Below are 15638 nucleotides of genomic sequence, written 5' to 3' on the forward strand. Positions count from 1 at the left end.
TGGTTATTCGCTGACCTGAACCAGGTGTCCGATCTTTTTCACCTTACCCTGGGTCTGGGGGTTGTCAGGCTGCTGGGAGGAATCCCCCACCTTAAACAAGCCCAGGGCATGGGCCGTGGCAATCTGGTCCTTCTTGCTGCCGATCAGGCTCTTGATCAGTGTAACTTTCATCTCAAAGCCCTCCCTTACAGAATTTCCTTGACCTGCTTGCCCCGGATAGCGGCCACCTCTTCGGCGGTACGCAGTTGGGTCAGGCCGGCCAAAGTCGCCCGCACCACGTTGCAGGGGTTGTTGGAACGCAGGGCCTTGGTACGGATGTCCTTGATACCGGCGCTCTCCACCACGGCACGCACCGGGCCGCCGGCGATAACGCCGGTACCGGGGGCGGCGGGTTTCAGGATGACCTTGCCGGCGCCGAACTCGCCCACAATCTCGTGGGGGATGGTGCTGCCCCGCAGGGCCACATGGTACAGGTTCTTCTTGGCGTCCTCAATGCCCTTGCGGATGGCGTCCGGCACCTCGGCGGCCTTGCCGATACCAAAGCCCACGGTGCCGTTACCGTCGCCTACCACAACCAGGGCGGAGAATTTCATCACCCGGCCGCCCTTCACGGTTTTGGATACGCGGTTGATGGCAACCACGCGCTCGGCCATTTCAACGCCGTTGGGGTCAAAATTTCTTTCACTAGCCAAACTTAATTCCTCCTCGCTTAGAAGTTGAGGCCGCCCTCGCGGGCGCCTTCGGCCAGTTCTTTCACACGGCCGTGGAAGATATAGCCCCCGCGGTCAAACACCACGTTGGCAATGCCCTTTTGGGCCGCCCTCTCGGCAATCAGCTTGCCGACCTTGCGTGCGGCTTCCTTGTTGCCGCCGGGGCCCTCAAAGCCCTTTTCCACGGTGGAGGCGGCGCACAGGGTGGTGCCCGCTACGTCGTCGATCACCTGGGCGTAGATGTGGGAAGAGGAACGGAACACGTTCAGCCGCGGACGCGCGGCCGTGCCCGAAATCTTCCCCCGGACTCTCTTGTGCCGGCGCAGCCGCGCCTTGTTGGTATCCGGTTTATTTACCATAAATTGTGTACCTTCTTTCATTCAACGCTCAATACGTTAAAATATTCTAAGGTCAGGACTGTTTGCTGGTTTTGCTGGCTAATTAGCCCTTAGCGCCCTTACCGGCCTTGCCTTCCTTATGGCGCACATACTCGCCCTCATAGCGGATGCCCTTGCCCTTGTAAGGCTCCGGCGGCCGTTTCTCCCGCACTTCTGCGGCAAACTGGCCAACCTTCTGCTTATCAATACCAGAGATAATGATGGTGTTGGCATTGGGGGCCTCAATCTGGATATCCTCGGTTTCCTCCACAATCACCTGGTGGGAATAGCCCAGGTTCATCACCAACTGTTTCCCCTGTTTCTGTACACGGTAGCCAACGCCCTGTACCTCCAGGGTCTTTTTAAAGCCCTCGGTCACGCCCGTCACCATGTTGTGTACCAGCGTACGGGTCAGGCCGTGCAGAGAGCGGTTCTCCTTCTGGTCGTCCGGCCGGGTCACCAAAATCTCCGTGCCCTCCTGGCTAATGGTCATCCTGGGGCTAAAAGCCTGGGTCAGGGTCCCCTTGGGGCCCTTCACGGTCACTTCGCTGCCGTCGATCTTCACTTCGACGCCCGCGGGAATATTTATGGGTTTTCTTCCAATTCTCGACATTTCGTCGCGCACCCCTTTCTATAAATTTTTGTGAGCTTTGCGCTCTTCTAATCACTTTGGCAAAAATTTGCCTTGCGCCGGATCCCCCTTCTCGCTACTGCACAGGGGCCCGGCGGCCCTCACCGGTTTTACCAGATAAAAGCCAGCACCTCGCCGCCAATGTTCTGCTGGCGGGCAGCCCGGTCGGTCATAATGCCCTTAGAAGTGGACACAATGGCCACACCCAGGCCCTTCATGACCTTGGGCAGCTCCTGGGCGCCGGAGTAGATCCGCAGGCCGGGCTTGGAAACCCGCTTGAGCCCCTTGATGACCGGTGTCCTGCCCTCGGCGTACTTCAGGGTAATGGTAATCATCCCCTGCTTGCCGTCCTCTTTTACAGAGTAATGCCGCACATAGCCCTCGTCTACCAAAATCTGGCAGATGGCCTTTTTCATGTTGCTGGCGGGCACTTCCACGGTATCATGCTTAGCGGCCTGCGCGTTGCGGATGCGCGTCAAGAGGTCCGCGATGGTATCGGTAACTTGCATGCGTCTTTCCTCCTTGTCTTATTACCAGCTTGCCTTTTTCACGCCGGGTATCTCGCCCTTATAGGCCAGCTCGCGGAAACAAATACGGCAAATGCCGAACTTGCGAAGGTAAGCGTGGGGCCTGCCGCAGATCTTGCAGCGGTTATACTGGCGGGTGGAAAACTTCGCGGGCCTTTTCTGCTTGATCTTCATGGATGTCTTTGCCACAATATTTCCCTCCCTTTATCTTGTAAACGGTGCGCCCATAAGTGTCAGGAACTCCCGGGCCTCTTCGTCCGTATGCGCGGTGGTTACAAAGCAGATGTCCATGCCCCGCACCTTGTCAACCTTATCGTAATCGATCTCCGGGAAGATCAACTGCTCACGGATACCCATGGAGTAGTTGCCCCGCCCGTCGAAGGAGTTGGGGTTGATGCCCCTGAAGTCGCGGACACGGGGCAGGGCCGCGTTGAACAGGCGGTCCAAAAACTCATACATCCGCTCGCCCCGCAGGGTCACTTTTACGCCGATGGGCATACCCTCGCGCAGCTTAAAGTTGGCCACGCTCTTCTTGGCACGGCACACCACCGGTTTCTGGCCGGTGATCTTCATCAGGTCGCCGGAGATGGCGTCAATGGCCTTGGCGTTGTCCTTGGCCTCGCCCGCGCCTACATTTATAACAATCTTGTCCAGCTTGGGGATCTGCATGACGGACTTATAGCCGAACTTCTTCATCAACTGGGGGGCTACCTCAGCGTTATATATCTCTTTCAGTCTTGCTGCCATAGTTTCGTCCTTCCTCCCTTACAGCGACTCGCCGCATTTTCTGCAAATGCGCTCTTTGGTGCCGTCCTGCAGGACCTTATGGCCCACACGGGTGGGCTTGCCGCAGCGGGGGCAAACGATCTGGACCTTGCAGGCGTAAATGGCGCTTTCGGCCTTGATGATACCGCCGGGCTCGCCCATCCTGCGGGGCTTAATATGCTTTTGCACAAAGTTGGCGTTTTCTACAATAACCTTGCCCTCTTTAGGGCTTACCTGCATGACCTTGCCCTTTTTGCCCCGGTCGCGCCCGCTGATGATCATAACGGTGTCGCCGGTCTTTACGTGTACTTTGCTGTTCATATTCGCTCAACCTCCATCAAAGCACTTCAGGGGCCAGCGACAGGATCTTCAGATACTCTTTGTCGCGCAGCTCGCGGGCTACTGGCCCGAAGATGCGGGTCCCCTTGGGGTTTTTGTCCTCGCGGATGATGACGGCCGCATTCTCGTCAAAGCGGATGTAGGTGCCGTCGTCCCGGCGTACGCCGGAGGCAGAACGGACGATGACCGCCTTGACCACTTCGCCTTTTTTCACCACGCCGCCGGGAGCGGCCTTCTTTACGGAAGCCACCACCACGTCGCCTATATTGGCATACCTCCTGCCGGTGCCGCCCAAAACGCGAATGCACATCAGCTCCTTCGCGCCGGTATTGTCGGCAACCTTGAGGTAAGACTGCTGTTGAATCACAGTGTGTTCCTCCTTTTTTACAGGCTAAGCCGTGTGCCTTTTACTTCGCCTTTTCAATAATCTCCACCAGCCGCCATCTCTTGTCCTTGGAAATGGGGCGGGTTTCCATAATGCGCACGCGGTCGCCCACATTGCACTGGTTCTCAGCGTCATGGGCTTTGCGTTTCACGGTGCGCTTGATGATCTTACCGTACATGGGGTGCTTTACGCTGTCCTGGATGGCCACCACTACGGTTTTGTCCATTTTATTGCTGACAACGCGGCCCACCGCGGTTTTCCTCATACTGGTTCTCTCACTCGCCATTTGTAGTATCCTCCCTTCCCTTAGGCGTTGCCGGCGTGTAGCTCGTTCTCACGGATGACCGTTTTGACGCGGGCGATGTCTTTTTTCACTGCCGGGATACGCATGGGGTTATCGAGCTGATTGATAGCGAGCTGGAAACGCAGGTTGAATAGCTCCGCCTTCAGGTCGGAAAGCTTGCTGTTCAGCTCGTCGGCCGTCAATTCTCTAATTTCCTGAGCTTTCATGACTGCGCCTCCGTTTCTTTCTGTACAAATTTGCACTTGATGGGGAGCTTGGCCGCGGCCAGCCGCAGGGCCTCCTTGGCCGTAGCCTCAGGCACGCCGCCCAGCTCAAACATTACCCTGCCGGGTTTCACTACCGCTACCCAGTATTCGGGCGAGCCTTTACCAGAGCCCATGCGGGTTTCGGCAGGCTTTTGGGTCACGGGCTTATCGGGGAAGATCTTGATCCAGACCTTACCAAAACGCTTGCAGTAACGGGTCATGGCAACACGGGCCGCCTCTATTTGGTTCGAGGTGATCCAGGCCGGCTCCAGGGCCTGCAGGCCGTAATCGCCATAGGTTACTTTGTTGCCGCGCATGGCCTTGCCCTTCATGCGCCCTCTCTGCACTCTGCGATATTTCACGCGCTTGGGCATCAGCATTTACCTGCGCCCCCCTTCCCTGTTGTTTCCTCTGCGGTCGCCCCGGTCCCTTCTGGGCCCGCGGTCGTCCCGGTCGCGGCGGGGCCGGTCAGGCCGGTCGCCACGGGGCGCGCGCTCACCGCGGCTGTCGCGGTTGTCGTTCAGCACCTCGCCCTTATACAGCCACACCTTAACGCCAATGCGCCCATAGGTGGTGGCAGCCTCGGCAAAGCCGTAGTCAATGTCTGCACGCAGGGTCTGCAGCGGGATGGTCCCGTCATGGTACTCTTCGCTGCGGGCGATCTCCGCCCCGCCCAAACGGCCGGACACTTTGGTCTTAATACCCTTGGCGCCCAGGCGCATACTGCGGCCGATGCAGCCCTTCATGGCCCGGCGGAAGGAAATGCGCCGCTCCAACTGGGAGGCGATGTTCTCTGCTACCAGTTGGGCGTTCATATCCGGCTGGCGTACCTCCACAATGTTGATAACCACAGGCTTGCCCAGCATTTTCTCACACTGCTGGCGCAGCTTTTCTATCTCCGTGCCGCCCTTGCCGATGACCATGCCCGGCTTGGCGCAGTGGATGTGGATGCGCACCTTAGAGGCGTCGCGCTCAATCTCAATTTTCGGGATACCTGCGGAGTAAAGCTGCTTTTTCAGCGTTTTGCGGAGGTTGTAGTCCTCCACCAGGGTGTCGCCAAACACATTGTCCTTGGCGAACCAGCGGGAATCCCAGTCTTTTATTACGCCCACGCGAAGGCCGTGGGGATTGACTTTCTGACCCATAATTTTCCTCCTATCCGCTTACTCTTTTTCCGCCACCACGATGGTGATGTGGCTGGTGCGCTTCAAGATCCTGTGGGCCCGGCCGTGGTCCTTGGGGCGTATCCGTTTCAGGATGGGCCCAGGGGTCACAAAGCACTTTGCCACATACAGGCTGCTCTTGTCCATCTGGTGGTTGTTCTCCGCGTTGGAAACAGCGGACTGCAAGAGCTTCTGAAGGTCCTCGCAGGCGGCCTTGGGGGTGTTCGCCAGAATAGCCGCCGCCAGGTCAACCGGCTTGTTGCGGATGAGGTCCAGCACCAGGCCCACCTTGCGGGGAGAGATGCGGGTGTAGTTCAGCGTTGCTTTCGCTTCCATTTCATGCACTCTCCTTTCTCTTACTTACCGGTCTTAGAGCCGGTGTGGCCCTTAAAGGTCCTGGTGGGGGCAAACTCGCCCAGCTTGTGGCCTACCATATCCTCGGTCACATACACCGGCACGTGCTTGCGGCCGTCATGCACCGCAATGGTGTGCCCTACAAAGTCCGGGAAGATCATGGAGGCCCTGCTCCAGGTCTTAACAATCTTCTTCTCCCCGGCCTCATTCATAGCCTGGATCCTTTTCAGCAGCACGGGCTGTACAAAAGGTCCTTTTTTCAGACTTCTGCTCATGTTCCTTTATGCTCCTTTCCCGTGCTTACTTGCCATTGCGGCGGCGTACAATAAACTTGTCGCTGCTCTTATGGTGCTTGCGGGTCTTGTAACCCAGCGCCGGTTTGCCCCAGGGGGTAACAGGGCCGGGGCGGCCCACAGGGCTCTTGCCCTCGCCGCCGCCGTGGGGGTGGTCGTTGGGGTTCATAACCGAGCCGCGCACGGTGGGCCGCCAGCCCATGTGGCGTTTCCGGCCGGCCTTGCCTATCTTCACGTTCTCGTGGTCAATATTGCTCACCTGGCCAATAGACGCCATGCAGTTGTCCGGCACATTGCGCAGCTCGCCGCTGGGCAGGCGCAACAGGGCCATGCCGTTCTCTTTGGCCATCAACTGGGCCATCATCCCCGCAGACCGGGCCAACTGGGCGCCCTTGCCGGGGTACAGTTCCACATTGTGGATGAAGGTACCGGTGGGGATGTTCTTCAGGGGCAGGGCGTTGCCGGGCTTGATATCTGCCTCGGCGCCGGAAACCACCTTATCCCCAACCTTAATGCCGTGGGGGGCGATGATATAGCGCTTTTCCCCGTCCTCATACTCGCACAGGGCGATGAACGCCGAACGGTTGGGGTCATACTCCAGGGTCAGCACGGTGGCGGGCATATCGTGCTTCTGGCGCTTAAAGTCGATGATACGGTACTTCTTGCGGTTGCCGCCGCCCCGGTGGCGGACGGTGATCCGGCCATAGCTGTTGCGGCCGGATTTATTGGAAAGGGGGGCCAGCAGGCTCTTTTCCGGGCCGGTTTTGGAAAGGCCCGTATAGTCCGTGACGGACATATTGCGCCTGGCCGCCGTAGTGGGCTTAAAATTCTTGATTGCCATCTCTTTTGTTCACTCTCCTATGATAAAAGTGCCAGGCCTTAGACCATGCTCTCGAAGAACTCGATGGTCTTGCTGTCCTCGGTCAGGGTGACCACAGCCTTTTTCCAGCTTTTGGTGTAGCCCTGGTAACGGCCCTGGCGGCGCAGCCTGCCCCGCACGTGGAGGGTGTTCACCTTGCTGACCTTCACGCCGAAGGCAGCCTCCACAGCCTGTTTCACTTCGATCTTGGTGGCGGCTTTCTCCACCTCGAAGGTGTATTTCTTCTGGGCATTGCCGTCCATGGTCTTTTCAGTAATAATAGGGCGGATGATGATGTCATGGGCGTCCATTATGCGTACACCTCCTCGATTTTCTCCACGGCCCCCTGCACCACGATGAACTTGTCTGCACCCAGGATGTCGTACACATTCAGGGTGTTCACCTGGGCGGTTTTCACGCCGGGGATGTTGGCCGCGCTTTTAATGATCTTCTCGTCCACGCTGTCCAGCACAATCAGCGCCTTCTTCTCGCTGCCAATCGCCTTCAGCATAGCGGCGATGGTCTTGGTCTTGAACCCTTCGCAGGTGATCTTGTCAATAACCACCATCTCGCCGTCCTGCACCTTAGAGGAGAGGGCGGACTTCATTGCCAGCCTTCTCACCTTTTTGTTAAGGGAATAACGGTACTCCCTGGGCTTGGGGGCAAACACGATGCCGCCGTGGGTCCACTGGGGGGCCCGGGTACTGCCCTGGCGGGCACGGCCAGTGCCCTTCTGCCGCCACGGCTTGCGCCCGCCGCCGGAAACCTCGCTGCGGGTCAGCGCAGACTGGGTGCCCTGGCGCTGGTTGGCCAGATAATTCTTGACCATATCGTTCATTACAGGGACATTGGGCTCGATGCCAAACACCGTATCGGCCAACTGCTGCCGGCCAACCTCCTGGCCCTGCATATTCAACACTGCTACTTCAGCCATTCTTCTTCCTCCTCCCCTTACGCTTTCACGCTGTCGCGTACAATGACCACGCCGCCGTTGGGGCCGGGTATGGCGCCTTTAATGGCGATCAGGTTGTTCTCGGCGTCCACCTTTGCCACCGTCAGGTTCTGCACCGTAACGGTTTCCGCGCCCAGATGCCCGGCCATTTTCAGCCCCTTCCACACCCGGGAGGGGGACGAGCACGCGCCGTTGGAACCGCCGTGGCGGGCCACAGGGCCGCTGCCGTGGGTTTCCTTCAGCCGGTGGAAGTTCCAGCGCTTGATAACGCCCTGGTAGCCCTTGCCCTTGCTCTGGCCGGTCACGTCCACCCGCTCGCCGCTCTCAAACAGGTCGGCCTTAATCAGGTCGCCTACCGAAAGGGCGCTGGTGTCCTCCAGCCGCAACTCCCGCAGGGTCTTCTTGGGGGCCACATCGCCCTTTTTGAAGTGCCCGGTCATGGGCTTGTTCACCCGCTGGGGTTTCTGGTCGCCAAAGCCGATCTGCACAGCGTCGTAGCCATCATTTTCCACGGTCTTTTTCTGCACGACCACACAGGGGCCTGCCTCAATGACCGTAACGGGGATGACCTTTCCCTTGTCGTCGAAGATCTGCGTCATACCGATCTTCTTTCCGATGATCCCTTTTTTCATTGTCTTTTTCCTTTCTACTCCTGGGGCCGCTCACCTTTTGTAAGGCGCGCCCCGTCAGGTTATTGGTCGATAAGCGGGACCGCCTATCGACATGACCCTCCGCTGTCGGTTGGTTGGGATTTAGAGTTTGATCTCAATCTCAACGCCGGCGGGGAGCTCCAAGCCCATCAAGGCCTCCACGGTCTTGTTGCTGGGCCTGAGGATGTCGATCAGCCTCTTGTGGGTACGCAGCTCAAACTGCTCCCGGCTGTCCTTGTACTTGTGGACCGCGCGCAGGATGGTGATGATCTGCTTTTCCGTCGGCAGGGGCACCGGGCCGGACACCCTAGCGCCTGTGCGCTTGGCTGTGGCCACGATCTTCTCTGACGACTGGTCCACCAACTGGTGGTCGTACCCTTTGAGCCTGATCCTGATCTTTTCCTTGACTGCCATCTTAATTACCGCCTCCTAAGTGGTTCATTGGGCGCGTTCGCTTTTTTCAACACTGCTCCGGGTGTTTCCACCGGCCGCATAGAAAAACCGGCGATCCGCACACGCAACATAGCGTGACGGACACCGGGGACAGAGCCGAAACTCAGCTTTTTCTCCAAACAGACATACCGGCCTGCCGGGAGGGCCCGGCGGTTCCTGCCGCTTAGATCGTTTCGCCCGGTTTTAAATCGGACATACTCCACGGAAAAACCGGCCAGCCTGGCCGCAACCTCCCGCTTCAACGCCCCGGCAGGGTTTCCCACCGGACCCGGCCCCCAGTCCCCCCGCCACCGCCTACACGGCAGGCTAATGGCTTGGGTTCCTCCAAAAAGCCAGGATTTTTCAAGGGCCTTAGCCCTTTAGCAGTCGTACTAGTGTATATTACCACAAGACCTTGTATTTTGCAAGGGGTTTGTAAAAACTTTTTGAATTTTTTCAAACCGCCCCATAAACCGCCTGCACCTATATAATGTAGATAGCGTTTCGCCCATGCCGCCCCCTCGTGGGCGGCGCAGGGGGCCGGCAGGCAAGGCATCAGCACCCGCAAGGCTTGCCTCGAAAGAGCCCGGCCGCCGAAAATACCCCTCATCCCCCGGCCGCAATCACCGCCTCCAGCACCGCGCTGCGCAAACCGGCCTTTTCCAGGGCCCGCACCCCCTGTATGGTGCTCCCCTCCGGCGAACAGACCTGATCCTTCAATTCCCCCGGGTGGGCGCCGCTCTCCAGGGCCAGCATAGCCGCACCGGCAGTCATTTCCTCTGCCAGCCGCAGGGCCAAGGCCCTGGGCAGGCCACAGGCCACACCGCCATCGGCCAGCGCCTCCATAAACAGGTCCACAAAGGCCGGGCCGCAACCTGCCACCTTCCCCCCTGCGCCCATCAGGCCCTCTTCTATCTCTATCAGGCTGCCGGTTGCCCCCATACTCTCCAAAAAGGCCTTTTTCTGCGCCTCTGCCACCCCTTTGCCAAAGGTGTACAGGGTAATGCCCCGGCCAATGGCCACCGGCGTGTTGGGCATAATCCGCACCGCAGGCGTCCCGGCCGAAAAAGCCTCCAGCTCCGCCAGCGTCACCCCCGCCGCCATAGATACCAGCAAGGGGCGCTTTTCTTCCAGCACAGGGCCAAGGCTTTCCAGCAGGGGCCCTACCTGCCCCGGCTTTACCCCCAAAAAGGCCATCTCGCAGGCCGCCGCCTGGGCATTGCCCCCTGTCTGGCAGCCCAACTCCTTTGCCAAAGCCTCTGCCTTTCCGGGGGTACGGTTGGCCAAAACCAGCCTTGCCTGGGGCAGTTGCCTGCGCACCGCCCTGGCCAGGGCCGCCCCCATGTTCCCCGTACCAATAAAGCCGATCCCCCCGTTTGCCGTGTTTGCGTTGGTGCCACCCATTGTGTACCTGTCCCCTTTCCTATAATATATTAATGTAATAGCAGCCATAGCGCCGCCTACCGCACTTGCCCCTCCCCATACACCACATATTTGTAGGATGTCAACTCTTCCAGCCCCATCGGCCCCCTGGCGTGCATCTTCTGGGTGGAAATGCCGATCTCCGCCCCCAGCCCAAACTCTCCCCCGTCCGTAAAGCGGGTAGAGGCATTCACATAGACCGCCGCCGCATCCACCGCTGCCAGAAAGTGCTGGGCCGTAAAATAGTTGGCTGTCACAATACTCTCCGAGTGGCCGGAACCATGGCGGGCAATAAAGGCAATGGCCTCCTCCACATCTTCCACCACCCGCACAGCCAGGATATAGTCCCCATACTCCGCGTACCAGTCCGCTTCGCTGGCAGGCACCGCCCGGCTGCCGGCCAGTGGCAGGGCCTTCCCGTCACAGCGCAGTTCCACCTGGTGCCTTTCCAACAAAGGCGCCGCTTTTTGCAGGAACGCCGCTGCTACCTTTTCGTGGATGAGCACGCACTCCGCCGCGTTGCACACCGAGGGCCGGGAGCATTTGGCATTGTACAAGATCTCCGCGCCCATATCCAAATCCGCGTCCTTATCAATATAGATATGGCACACCCCCTCCCCGGTGCGGATCACCGGCACGCTGGCCTCCCGGCTCACCGCCCGTATCAGCCCCGCACCGCCCCGGGGGATCAGCACATCCACATACCCGTCCAGGTGCATCAGGGCCTGGGCGCTGTCCCGGCTGGTGTCCTGTACCAGCGAAACACAGTCCTCCGGCAGCCCGGCCTCCCGCAGGGCCCGGCGCATCAGCGCCACCGCCACCCGGTTCGAGCGGATCGCCTCCTTGCCGCCCCGCAAAATGCAGGCATTCCCCGCCTTCAGGCAAAGGGCCGCCGCGTCCACTGCCACGTTTGGGCGGGCCTCAAAAATAATGGCGATCACCCCCAGCGGCACCCGCCTCCGGCTGATCACCAGCCCGTTCGGCCGGCGCTCGGTCCTGTCCGCCCGGCCGATGGGATCCGGCAGCGCCGCCACCTGGCGCACCCCTTCCGCAATCCCCTCCATGCGCCCCCTGTCCAGGGACAGCCTGTCCAGCAGCGCCGGGCGCATACCCTCTGCCTGGGCCGCTGCCACGTCCTCCCGGTTGGCTGCCAGCCATTCTTCCTGCCCGGCCAGCAACGTAGCGGCAATCGCCTCCAGCGCCGCGTTTTTCTGGGCCGTCCCGGCTACAGCCAGGGTACGGCTGGCCTCCTTTGCGGCGGCCCCTTGCTGTTCTAATATGGTCATCGGTGTGCCTCCTTTTTTAAGCCGTTACCGGCGGCGCCCTATGGCCGGGCCGCCCGCTTTTTATCCCTCTGCCCCCATCTCAGCCATTGGGCCGGGGCGGCCTGCAAACCGGGTGCCAATGGCCTCCCCGGCCACAACCGCGTACAGGTCCTCCATCCGGGCACCGTTGGTGATCACCATCTCCACCCCCGCCTGCATGGCCACCTGCGCGGCGGAAAGCTTGGTCGCCATGCCACCTGTGCCCCGCCAAGTACCGGCGCCGCCGGCCATCTCCCAAATCTCCGGGGTCAGCGCCTCTACCCGGTCCAGCAGCCGCGCGTCCTTGCAGGTGTGGGGGTCCCGGTCATACAGGCCGTCTATGTCGCTGAGCAGCACCAGCAGCCCCGCCCCGCACAGCCCGGCCACAATGGCCGAAAGGGTATCGTTGTCCCCCAGCACCTTATGGTCCCCTGTTTCGATCTCCGCCGAGGAAACCGAGTCGTTTTCGTTCACCACCGGGATGACCCCCATGCCCAGTAGCGCCGAGAAAGTCCCCCGCAGGTGCGCCGCCCGCTGGGGGTCGGCCACATCCTCCCCGGTCAGCAAGATCTGGGCCACCGCCTGCCCGTACTCCCCAAAAAACTTGTCATATAGGTGCATAATCTGGCATTGCCCCACCGCGGCAGCAGCCTGTTTCATCCGCAGTTCCTGGGGGCGCTGGGCCAGGCCCAGGCGGGCCGTCCCCACGGCAATGGCCCCCGAAGAAACCAAGATCACTTCATGCCCCCGGTTGTGCAGGCCCGTCAGGGTCCGGGCCAGGCGCTCCATGCTTTGCAGGTCCAACCTGCCGGAGTCATGGGTCAGGGTAGAGGTCCCCACCTTGATCACCATGCGTTGCGTGCGTTCCATACGGTCCCTCCCCGTCTTGTGATAGCCTTTCCTATGTTTATACCATACTCCGGGCCAAAAAGCAAGACAACGGGCGCAAAAAGTTTTGCCAAAGTAAATTGGCAAAGCCAAAAAGCGCTACCCTATTCCTCTTTGCCGCTGAGCATCCCCAGCGGTTCCTCCCCCAGGCTGCGGTTTACCAGCATAGCCGCCAGGCATCCAATCAGCATCAGCAGCGCCCCCGGCGCGGCAAAGTAGATCCCCAGCCGCACCAGCCCGTCGGCCTCGTCCAGCCGGATATCCTCTTCCTGAGAGAGCCCTTCCGCCCAAGGGCTGTAGCGCACGTCAAACCCCTTGTAGACAACCGGCGCCTCCCGCTGCGTTTCTTTTTCCCCGTAAACGCCCAACTCGCCGCCCTCTACAGTGGCAGCGGCCGGTCGGGCCAAAAGGGCCTGCCCGTGCAGTGCCAGCGCGCTGCCTGCGCTGCCCAATGCCGTGCCCAGCACCGCCAGCACCATAACTCCGGCCAAAATGGACGTCCTGCACTGGCCTTTGCTCATGCCCATTCCCCGCTCGATGGCGGTACGCTTTTTCTCCTTCACCACAAAAAAGTACAGCAACAGCAGCACCACCGCCACCGAGCCGCACACCCCCACCAAAAACAGGGTCAGCGCCCGGCTCCAGATCCTACCCAGGCTGCCGGTCACTTCCGTATAGCCGTTGTCGTTATACGCCACCACCAGGCTGGCCATTTCCGGCACAGCCTGGCGCAGGGCCCGGTCAAACTCTTCTATCTTCCCATTGGGTATCTGGAAGGAGGCCGTGTTGGCGTTCATCGGGGCCCTATAGGCGATGTTCTCCCGGTCCGAGGCCCCCACCGACCGTTGGGGGATGATCATGGTGTCCCAGGAGAGCTCCGACACCCCCGCATAGGGCAGTTCCGGGTTGGTAGACGCATACAGCCCCACCACCTCATACGTTTCCTCCCAAAAAGGCTCGTAAATCTCCCCCTGGGCGTCAAGGATGCTGAACCGGTTCTGAAAGCTGGTGGTGGTATAGTTCCCGCTGTCCGCGACGGTCTGCAAGTTGGTGGTGTACCCGTATAAAGCGCAGTGGAAAGACAGGCTGATCGTATCCCCCAGAAAAATACCCCGCCGGCCGGCGAAATCCTCAGGCAGCATCACCACCCTGGCCCCGCTGTCAAATTCCTCCTGGCTGATGGCCCGGCCCTCCGAAACATACATCTTCCTGTTGTGGAAGGCAGGCAGCAGGGCCAGGGAATTGGTGGGCAGGGTGTAGAACAAGGCCTCCTCCTTGCGCTTGACCGCGCTGGCCCAGGCCGACCAGCGGCCCAAGCCGCCCTGGCGGTAGAACGCCTCCGTCACCTCCTCCAGCCCGATCACCGGGCTCTCGCTAAGGGAAGGCACATAGGGCTGGTAAGGCGACCGGCACACCAGCCGCCCGTCCTCCTCCCACATATTCAGCGAAACAGGCACCGCCCCGTCCGCCGCGTACGGCCGGGCCCCCTCCCCGTACTGGGAGGTAAAGGGCATCTGGTACGCCACAAACTGGTCGCCGCGGTAAATCAGCGTGGCCATATACCGGGCCCCGGCCTTCAAGGGCACCGGTTTCCGGGAGAAGTGCTGGCACACGTCAATCTTCCTGCCCACCAGTAACGTGGGGGTATACACGTTTGCCAGCAGGCAGTACGCGTCGCTGTAAAGCACCTGGGTCACCCGGCATTCCACCGGCCCGGTGCCGTCGCCGTCCTCCAAGGGGGTAAACTCCGCCACATGGATCACCCTGGCCTCAAATTGGGTGTGGGCAGAAACCGTCCCGATCTTCGTCACATAATAGGGCCGGTTCTCCGGGGGCTGTATGTAACCGGCGCCTGCAAAGTCCAGGGCGCTTACATCCACCAGGCCGTCATACACATAGTAGTCGCTCTGGTGGTTTTGTAAGCACTCGTTATAGGCGCTTTCCTGCCGTATCTCCACCGGCTGCTGCTCTACGGTGGCGATGGTGGTAAACTGCTCCTCCACCGCGTCCAGTTGCTGGTCCGTCTGCACCAGCAGCACGGCGCCAAACACCAGCAGCATGGTGGCCCCGGCCAACAACAGCAAGAATAACAGGGCTTTCCCCGGCGTACGCGCCAGGTGCTTGATACTGATTCGGAACATCGCACATCACTCCTGGTATTGCATGGTTTTGTCTTATAGTATAACGCTTATAGCCATACAATGTCAACCATTCCCGATACACAAGCCCCCCATAGCCGCCCCCTCACCTCGCCGCGCCCCCTGCATATCCTGATAAAGAGGGCACACCATTCAGGAAAGGAGCCACGCCCATGCCAATCCGTATCTTTATCGATCAGGGCCATAACCCCCAGGGCGTCAACGCCGGCGCGGAGGGGAACGGCCTTCGGGAACAGGACATCACCTACCATGTGGGGGTCATGCTGGCCCAAATGCTCAACGACGACCCCCGTTTTACCGCCCGCCTCTCCCGCAACTCCCCCACCGATTCCCTGGGCACCAGCAATGCCACCAGCCTGCAAGCCCGGGTCAACATGGCCAATTCCTGGCCTGCCAACTATTTCATCAGCATCCACTGCAATGCCAACGCCAACCCGGCCATCAACGGCAGCGAGGTGTACGTGTACCAGGCAGGCACCCAGTCCTACTGGCTGGGCCAGCACATCCTAAACAGCGTGGTCGAGCAGGCCGGCACCCGGGACAACGGCGTGCGGGTCAACCCCTCGCTGTATGTGCTGCGGCGCACCGCCATGCCCGCCGTACTGGTGGAGCTGGCCTACCTGACCAACCCCGCCGACGCCCAAAAGCTGCGGGACGGCCAGCAATGGTTCGCCCAAGGCATCTACTACGGGCTGCTCAGCTACTTTGGGTTCCCCCGCCAGCCATAGGGCAAAAAACAAGAGGGCCGCGTTCATCCCCGCGGCCCTCCTGTTTTATATTGGGAGTGACGAAAAACTTGTAAGCAATCTCAGTTCATAGCCCAAAACATGGCCTGGCTTTTCAGCCCCGTCACCTGGAACACATCCGCCTTCCCCTGCA

General features: G+C 60.2%; 25 protein-coding genes. 1 reads left to right on the plus strand and 24 read right to left on the minus strand.

Translation table 11 applies throughout. The features are described 5' to 3' along the window. Positions 1-3: 3 nt before the first annotated feature. The 24 genes from rpmD to U8U01_RS05575 all read right to left on the minus strand — a co-directional run bounded on the left by rpmD (position 4) and on the right by U8U01_RS05575 (position 14741). Positions 4-171: a 50S ribosomal protein L30 gene (rpmD, locus tag U8U01_RS05460; RefSeq protein WP_322172356.1), complete on the minus strand. Its 168-nt coding sequence runs from the start codon at positions 169-171 to the stop codon at positions 4-6. 14 nt (positions 172-185) lie between these two features. Next, positions 186-653 (minus strand): 30S ribosomal protein S5, encoded by a 468-nt coding sequence (gene rpsE / locus U8U01_RS05465; protein ID WP_322172397.1) that lies wholly within the window; start codon positions 651-653, stop codon positions 186-188. Between the two features lie 56 nt (positions 654-709). Further along, on the minus strand, positions 710-1069 hold the full coding sequence (gene rplR / locus U8U01_RS05470) for a 50S ribosomal protein L18 (protein ID WP_322172358.1): 360 nt from the start codon (positions 1067-1069) through the stop codon (positions 710-712). A gap of 82 nt (positions 1070-1151) precedes the next feature. Beyond that, on the minus strand, positions 1152-1700 hold the full coding sequence (gene rplF, locus U8U01_RS05475; RefSeq protein ID WP_322172360.1) for a 50S ribosomal protein L6: 549 nt from the start codon (positions 1698-1700) through the stop codon (positions 1152-1154). A 128-nt stretch (positions 1701-1828) separates the two neighbouring features. Continuing rightward, complete coding sequence (gene rpsH, locus U8U01_RS05480) at positions 1829-2227, minus strand: 30S ribosomal protein S8 (RefSeq protein WP_322172361.1); 399 nt, start codon at positions 2225-2227, stop codon at positions 1829-1831. Between the two features lie 21 nt (positions 2228-2248). Beyond that, a complete protein-coding gene (locus U8U01_RS05485; protein ID WP_322172364.1) occupies positions 2249-2434 on the minus strand; it encodes a type Z 30S ribosomal protein S14 in 186 nt (61 codons plus the stop codon). 15 nt (positions 2435-2449) lie between these two features. Then, positions 2450-2992: a 50S ribosomal protein L5 gene (rplE, locus tag U8U01_RS05490; protein WP_322172366.1), complete on the minus strand. Its 543-nt coding sequence runs from the start codon at positions 2990-2992 to the stop codon at positions 2450-2452. Positions 2993-3010: 18 nt separating this feature from the next. Further along, positions 3011-3331, minus strand: a complete 321-nt coding sequence (gene rplX, locus U8U01_RS05495; RefSeq protein ID WP_322172368.1) for a 50S ribosomal protein L24 — start codon at positions 3329-3331, stop codon at positions 3011-3013. Between the two features lie 16 nt (positions 3332-3347). Further along, complete coding sequence (gene rplN, locus U8U01_RS05500; RefSeq protein WP_322172370.1) at positions 3348-3716, minus strand: 50S ribosomal protein L14; 369 nt, start codon at positions 3714-3716, stop codon at positions 3348-3350. A 40-nt stretch (positions 3717-3756) separates the two neighbouring features. Beyond that, complete coding sequence (gene rpsQ / locus U8U01_RS05505) at positions 3757-4020, minus strand: 30S ribosomal protein S17 (protein WP_322172372.1); 264 nt, start codon at positions 4018-4020, stop codon at positions 3757-3759. A 20-nt stretch (positions 4021-4040) separates the two neighbouring features. Further along, positions 4041-4244 (minus strand): 50S ribosomal protein L29, encoded by a 204-nt coding sequence (rpmC, locus tag U8U01_RS05510; protein WP_322172374.1) that lies wholly within the window; start codon positions 4242-4244, stop codon positions 4041-4043. Then, positions 4241-4663: a 50S ribosomal protein L16 gene (gene rplP, locus U8U01_RS05515; protein WP_322172376.1), complete on the minus strand. Its 423-nt coding sequence runs from the start codon at positions 4661-4663 to the stop codon at positions 4241-4243. Before rplP ends, rpmC begins: the two co-directional genes overlap by 4 nt. Next, complete coding sequence (gene rpsC / locus U8U01_RS05520; protein WP_322172378.1) at positions 4664-5428, minus strand: 30S ribosomal protein S3; 765 nt, start codon at positions 5426-5428, stop codon at positions 4664-4666. It lies immediately after the preceding gene. A gap of 18 nt (positions 5429-5446) precedes the next feature. Next, a complete protein-coding gene (gene rplV, locus U8U01_RS05525; protein ID WP_322172379.1) occupies positions 5447-5782 on the minus strand; it encodes a 50S ribosomal protein L22 in 336 nt (111 codons plus the stop codon). Between the two features lie 20 nt (positions 5783-5802). Beyond that, positions 5803-6075, minus strand: a complete 273-nt coding sequence (gene rpsS / locus U8U01_RS05530; protein ID WP_066537756.1) for a 30S ribosomal protein S19 — start codon at positions 6073-6075, stop codon at positions 5803-5805. Positions 6076-6100: 25 nt separating this feature from the next. After that, entirely contained in the window at positions 6101-6934 is an 834-nt protein-coding gene (gene rplB / locus U8U01_RS05535; RefSeq protein WP_322172381.1) for a 50S ribosomal protein L2, read from the minus strand. Positions 6935-6972: 38 nt separating this feature from the next. Next, the gene (gene rplW / locus U8U01_RS05540; RefSeq protein WP_367575601.1) at positions 6973-7263 is read right to left on the minus strand and encodes a 50S ribosomal protein L23; all 291 of its coding nucleotides are present in this window, start codon (positions 7261-7263) and stop codon (positions 6973-6975) included. Further along, positions 7263-7886: a 50S ribosomal protein L4 gene (gene rplD / locus U8U01_RS05545; protein ID WP_322172383.1), complete on the minus strand. Its 624-nt coding sequence runs from the start codon at positions 7884-7886 to the stop codon at positions 7263-7265. Before rplD ends, rplW begins: the two co-directional genes overlap by 1 nt. Before the next feature lie 17 nt (positions 7887-7903). Beyond that, positions 7904-8536, minus strand: a complete 633-nt coding sequence (rplC, locus tag U8U01_RS05550) for a 50S ribosomal protein L3 (protein ID WP_322172385.1) — start codon at positions 8534-8536, stop codon at positions 7904-7906. 120 nt (positions 8537-8656) lie between these two features. Continuing rightward, entirely contained in the window at positions 8657-8968 is a 312-nt protein-coding gene (rpsJ, locus tag U8U01_RS05555) for a 30S ribosomal protein S10 (RefSeq protein WP_322172387.1), read from the minus strand. A gap of 624 nt (positions 8969-9592) precedes the next feature. Next, a complete protein-coding gene (gene proC / locus U8U01_RS05560) occupies positions 9593-10390 on the minus strand; it encodes a pyrroline-5-carboxylate reductase (protein WP_322172389.1) in 798 nt (265 codons plus the stop codon). Positions 10391-10446: 56 nt separating this feature from the next. Then, a complete protein-coding gene (locus U8U01_RS05565; protein ID WP_322172390.1) occupies positions 10447-11694 on the minus strand; it encodes a glutamate-5-semialdehyde dehydrogenase in 1248 nt (415 codons plus the stop codon). 60 nt (positions 11695-11754) lie between these two features. Beyond that, entirely contained in the window at positions 11755-12582 is an 828-nt protein-coding gene (proB, locus tag U8U01_RS05570; protein ID WP_322172391.1) for a glutamate 5-kinase, read from the minus strand. A 122-nt stretch (positions 12583-12704) separates the two neighbouring features. After that, on the minus strand, positions 12705-14741 hold the full coding sequence (locus U8U01_RS05575; protein WP_322172393.1) for an ABC transporter permease family protein: 2037 nt from the start codon (positions 14739-14741) through the stop codon (positions 12705-12707). Positions 14742-14911: 170 nt separating this feature from the next. Between U8U01_RS05575 and U8U01_RS05580 the strand changes: the two genes are divergently transcribed. Further along, entirely contained in the window at positions 14912-15487 is a 576-nt protein-coding gene (locus U8U01_RS05580; RefSeq protein ID WP_322172395.1) for an N-acetylmuramoyl-L-alanine amidase family protein, read from the plus strand. Positions 15488-15638 lie beyond the last annotated feature (151 nt).

Origin of the sequence: Acutalibacter caecimuris, assembly GCF_034335085.1 — a bacterium.
Taxonomy (GTDB): Bacteria; Bacillota; Clostridia; order Oscillospirales; family Acutalibacteraceae; genus Acutalibacter; species Acutalibacter caecimuris.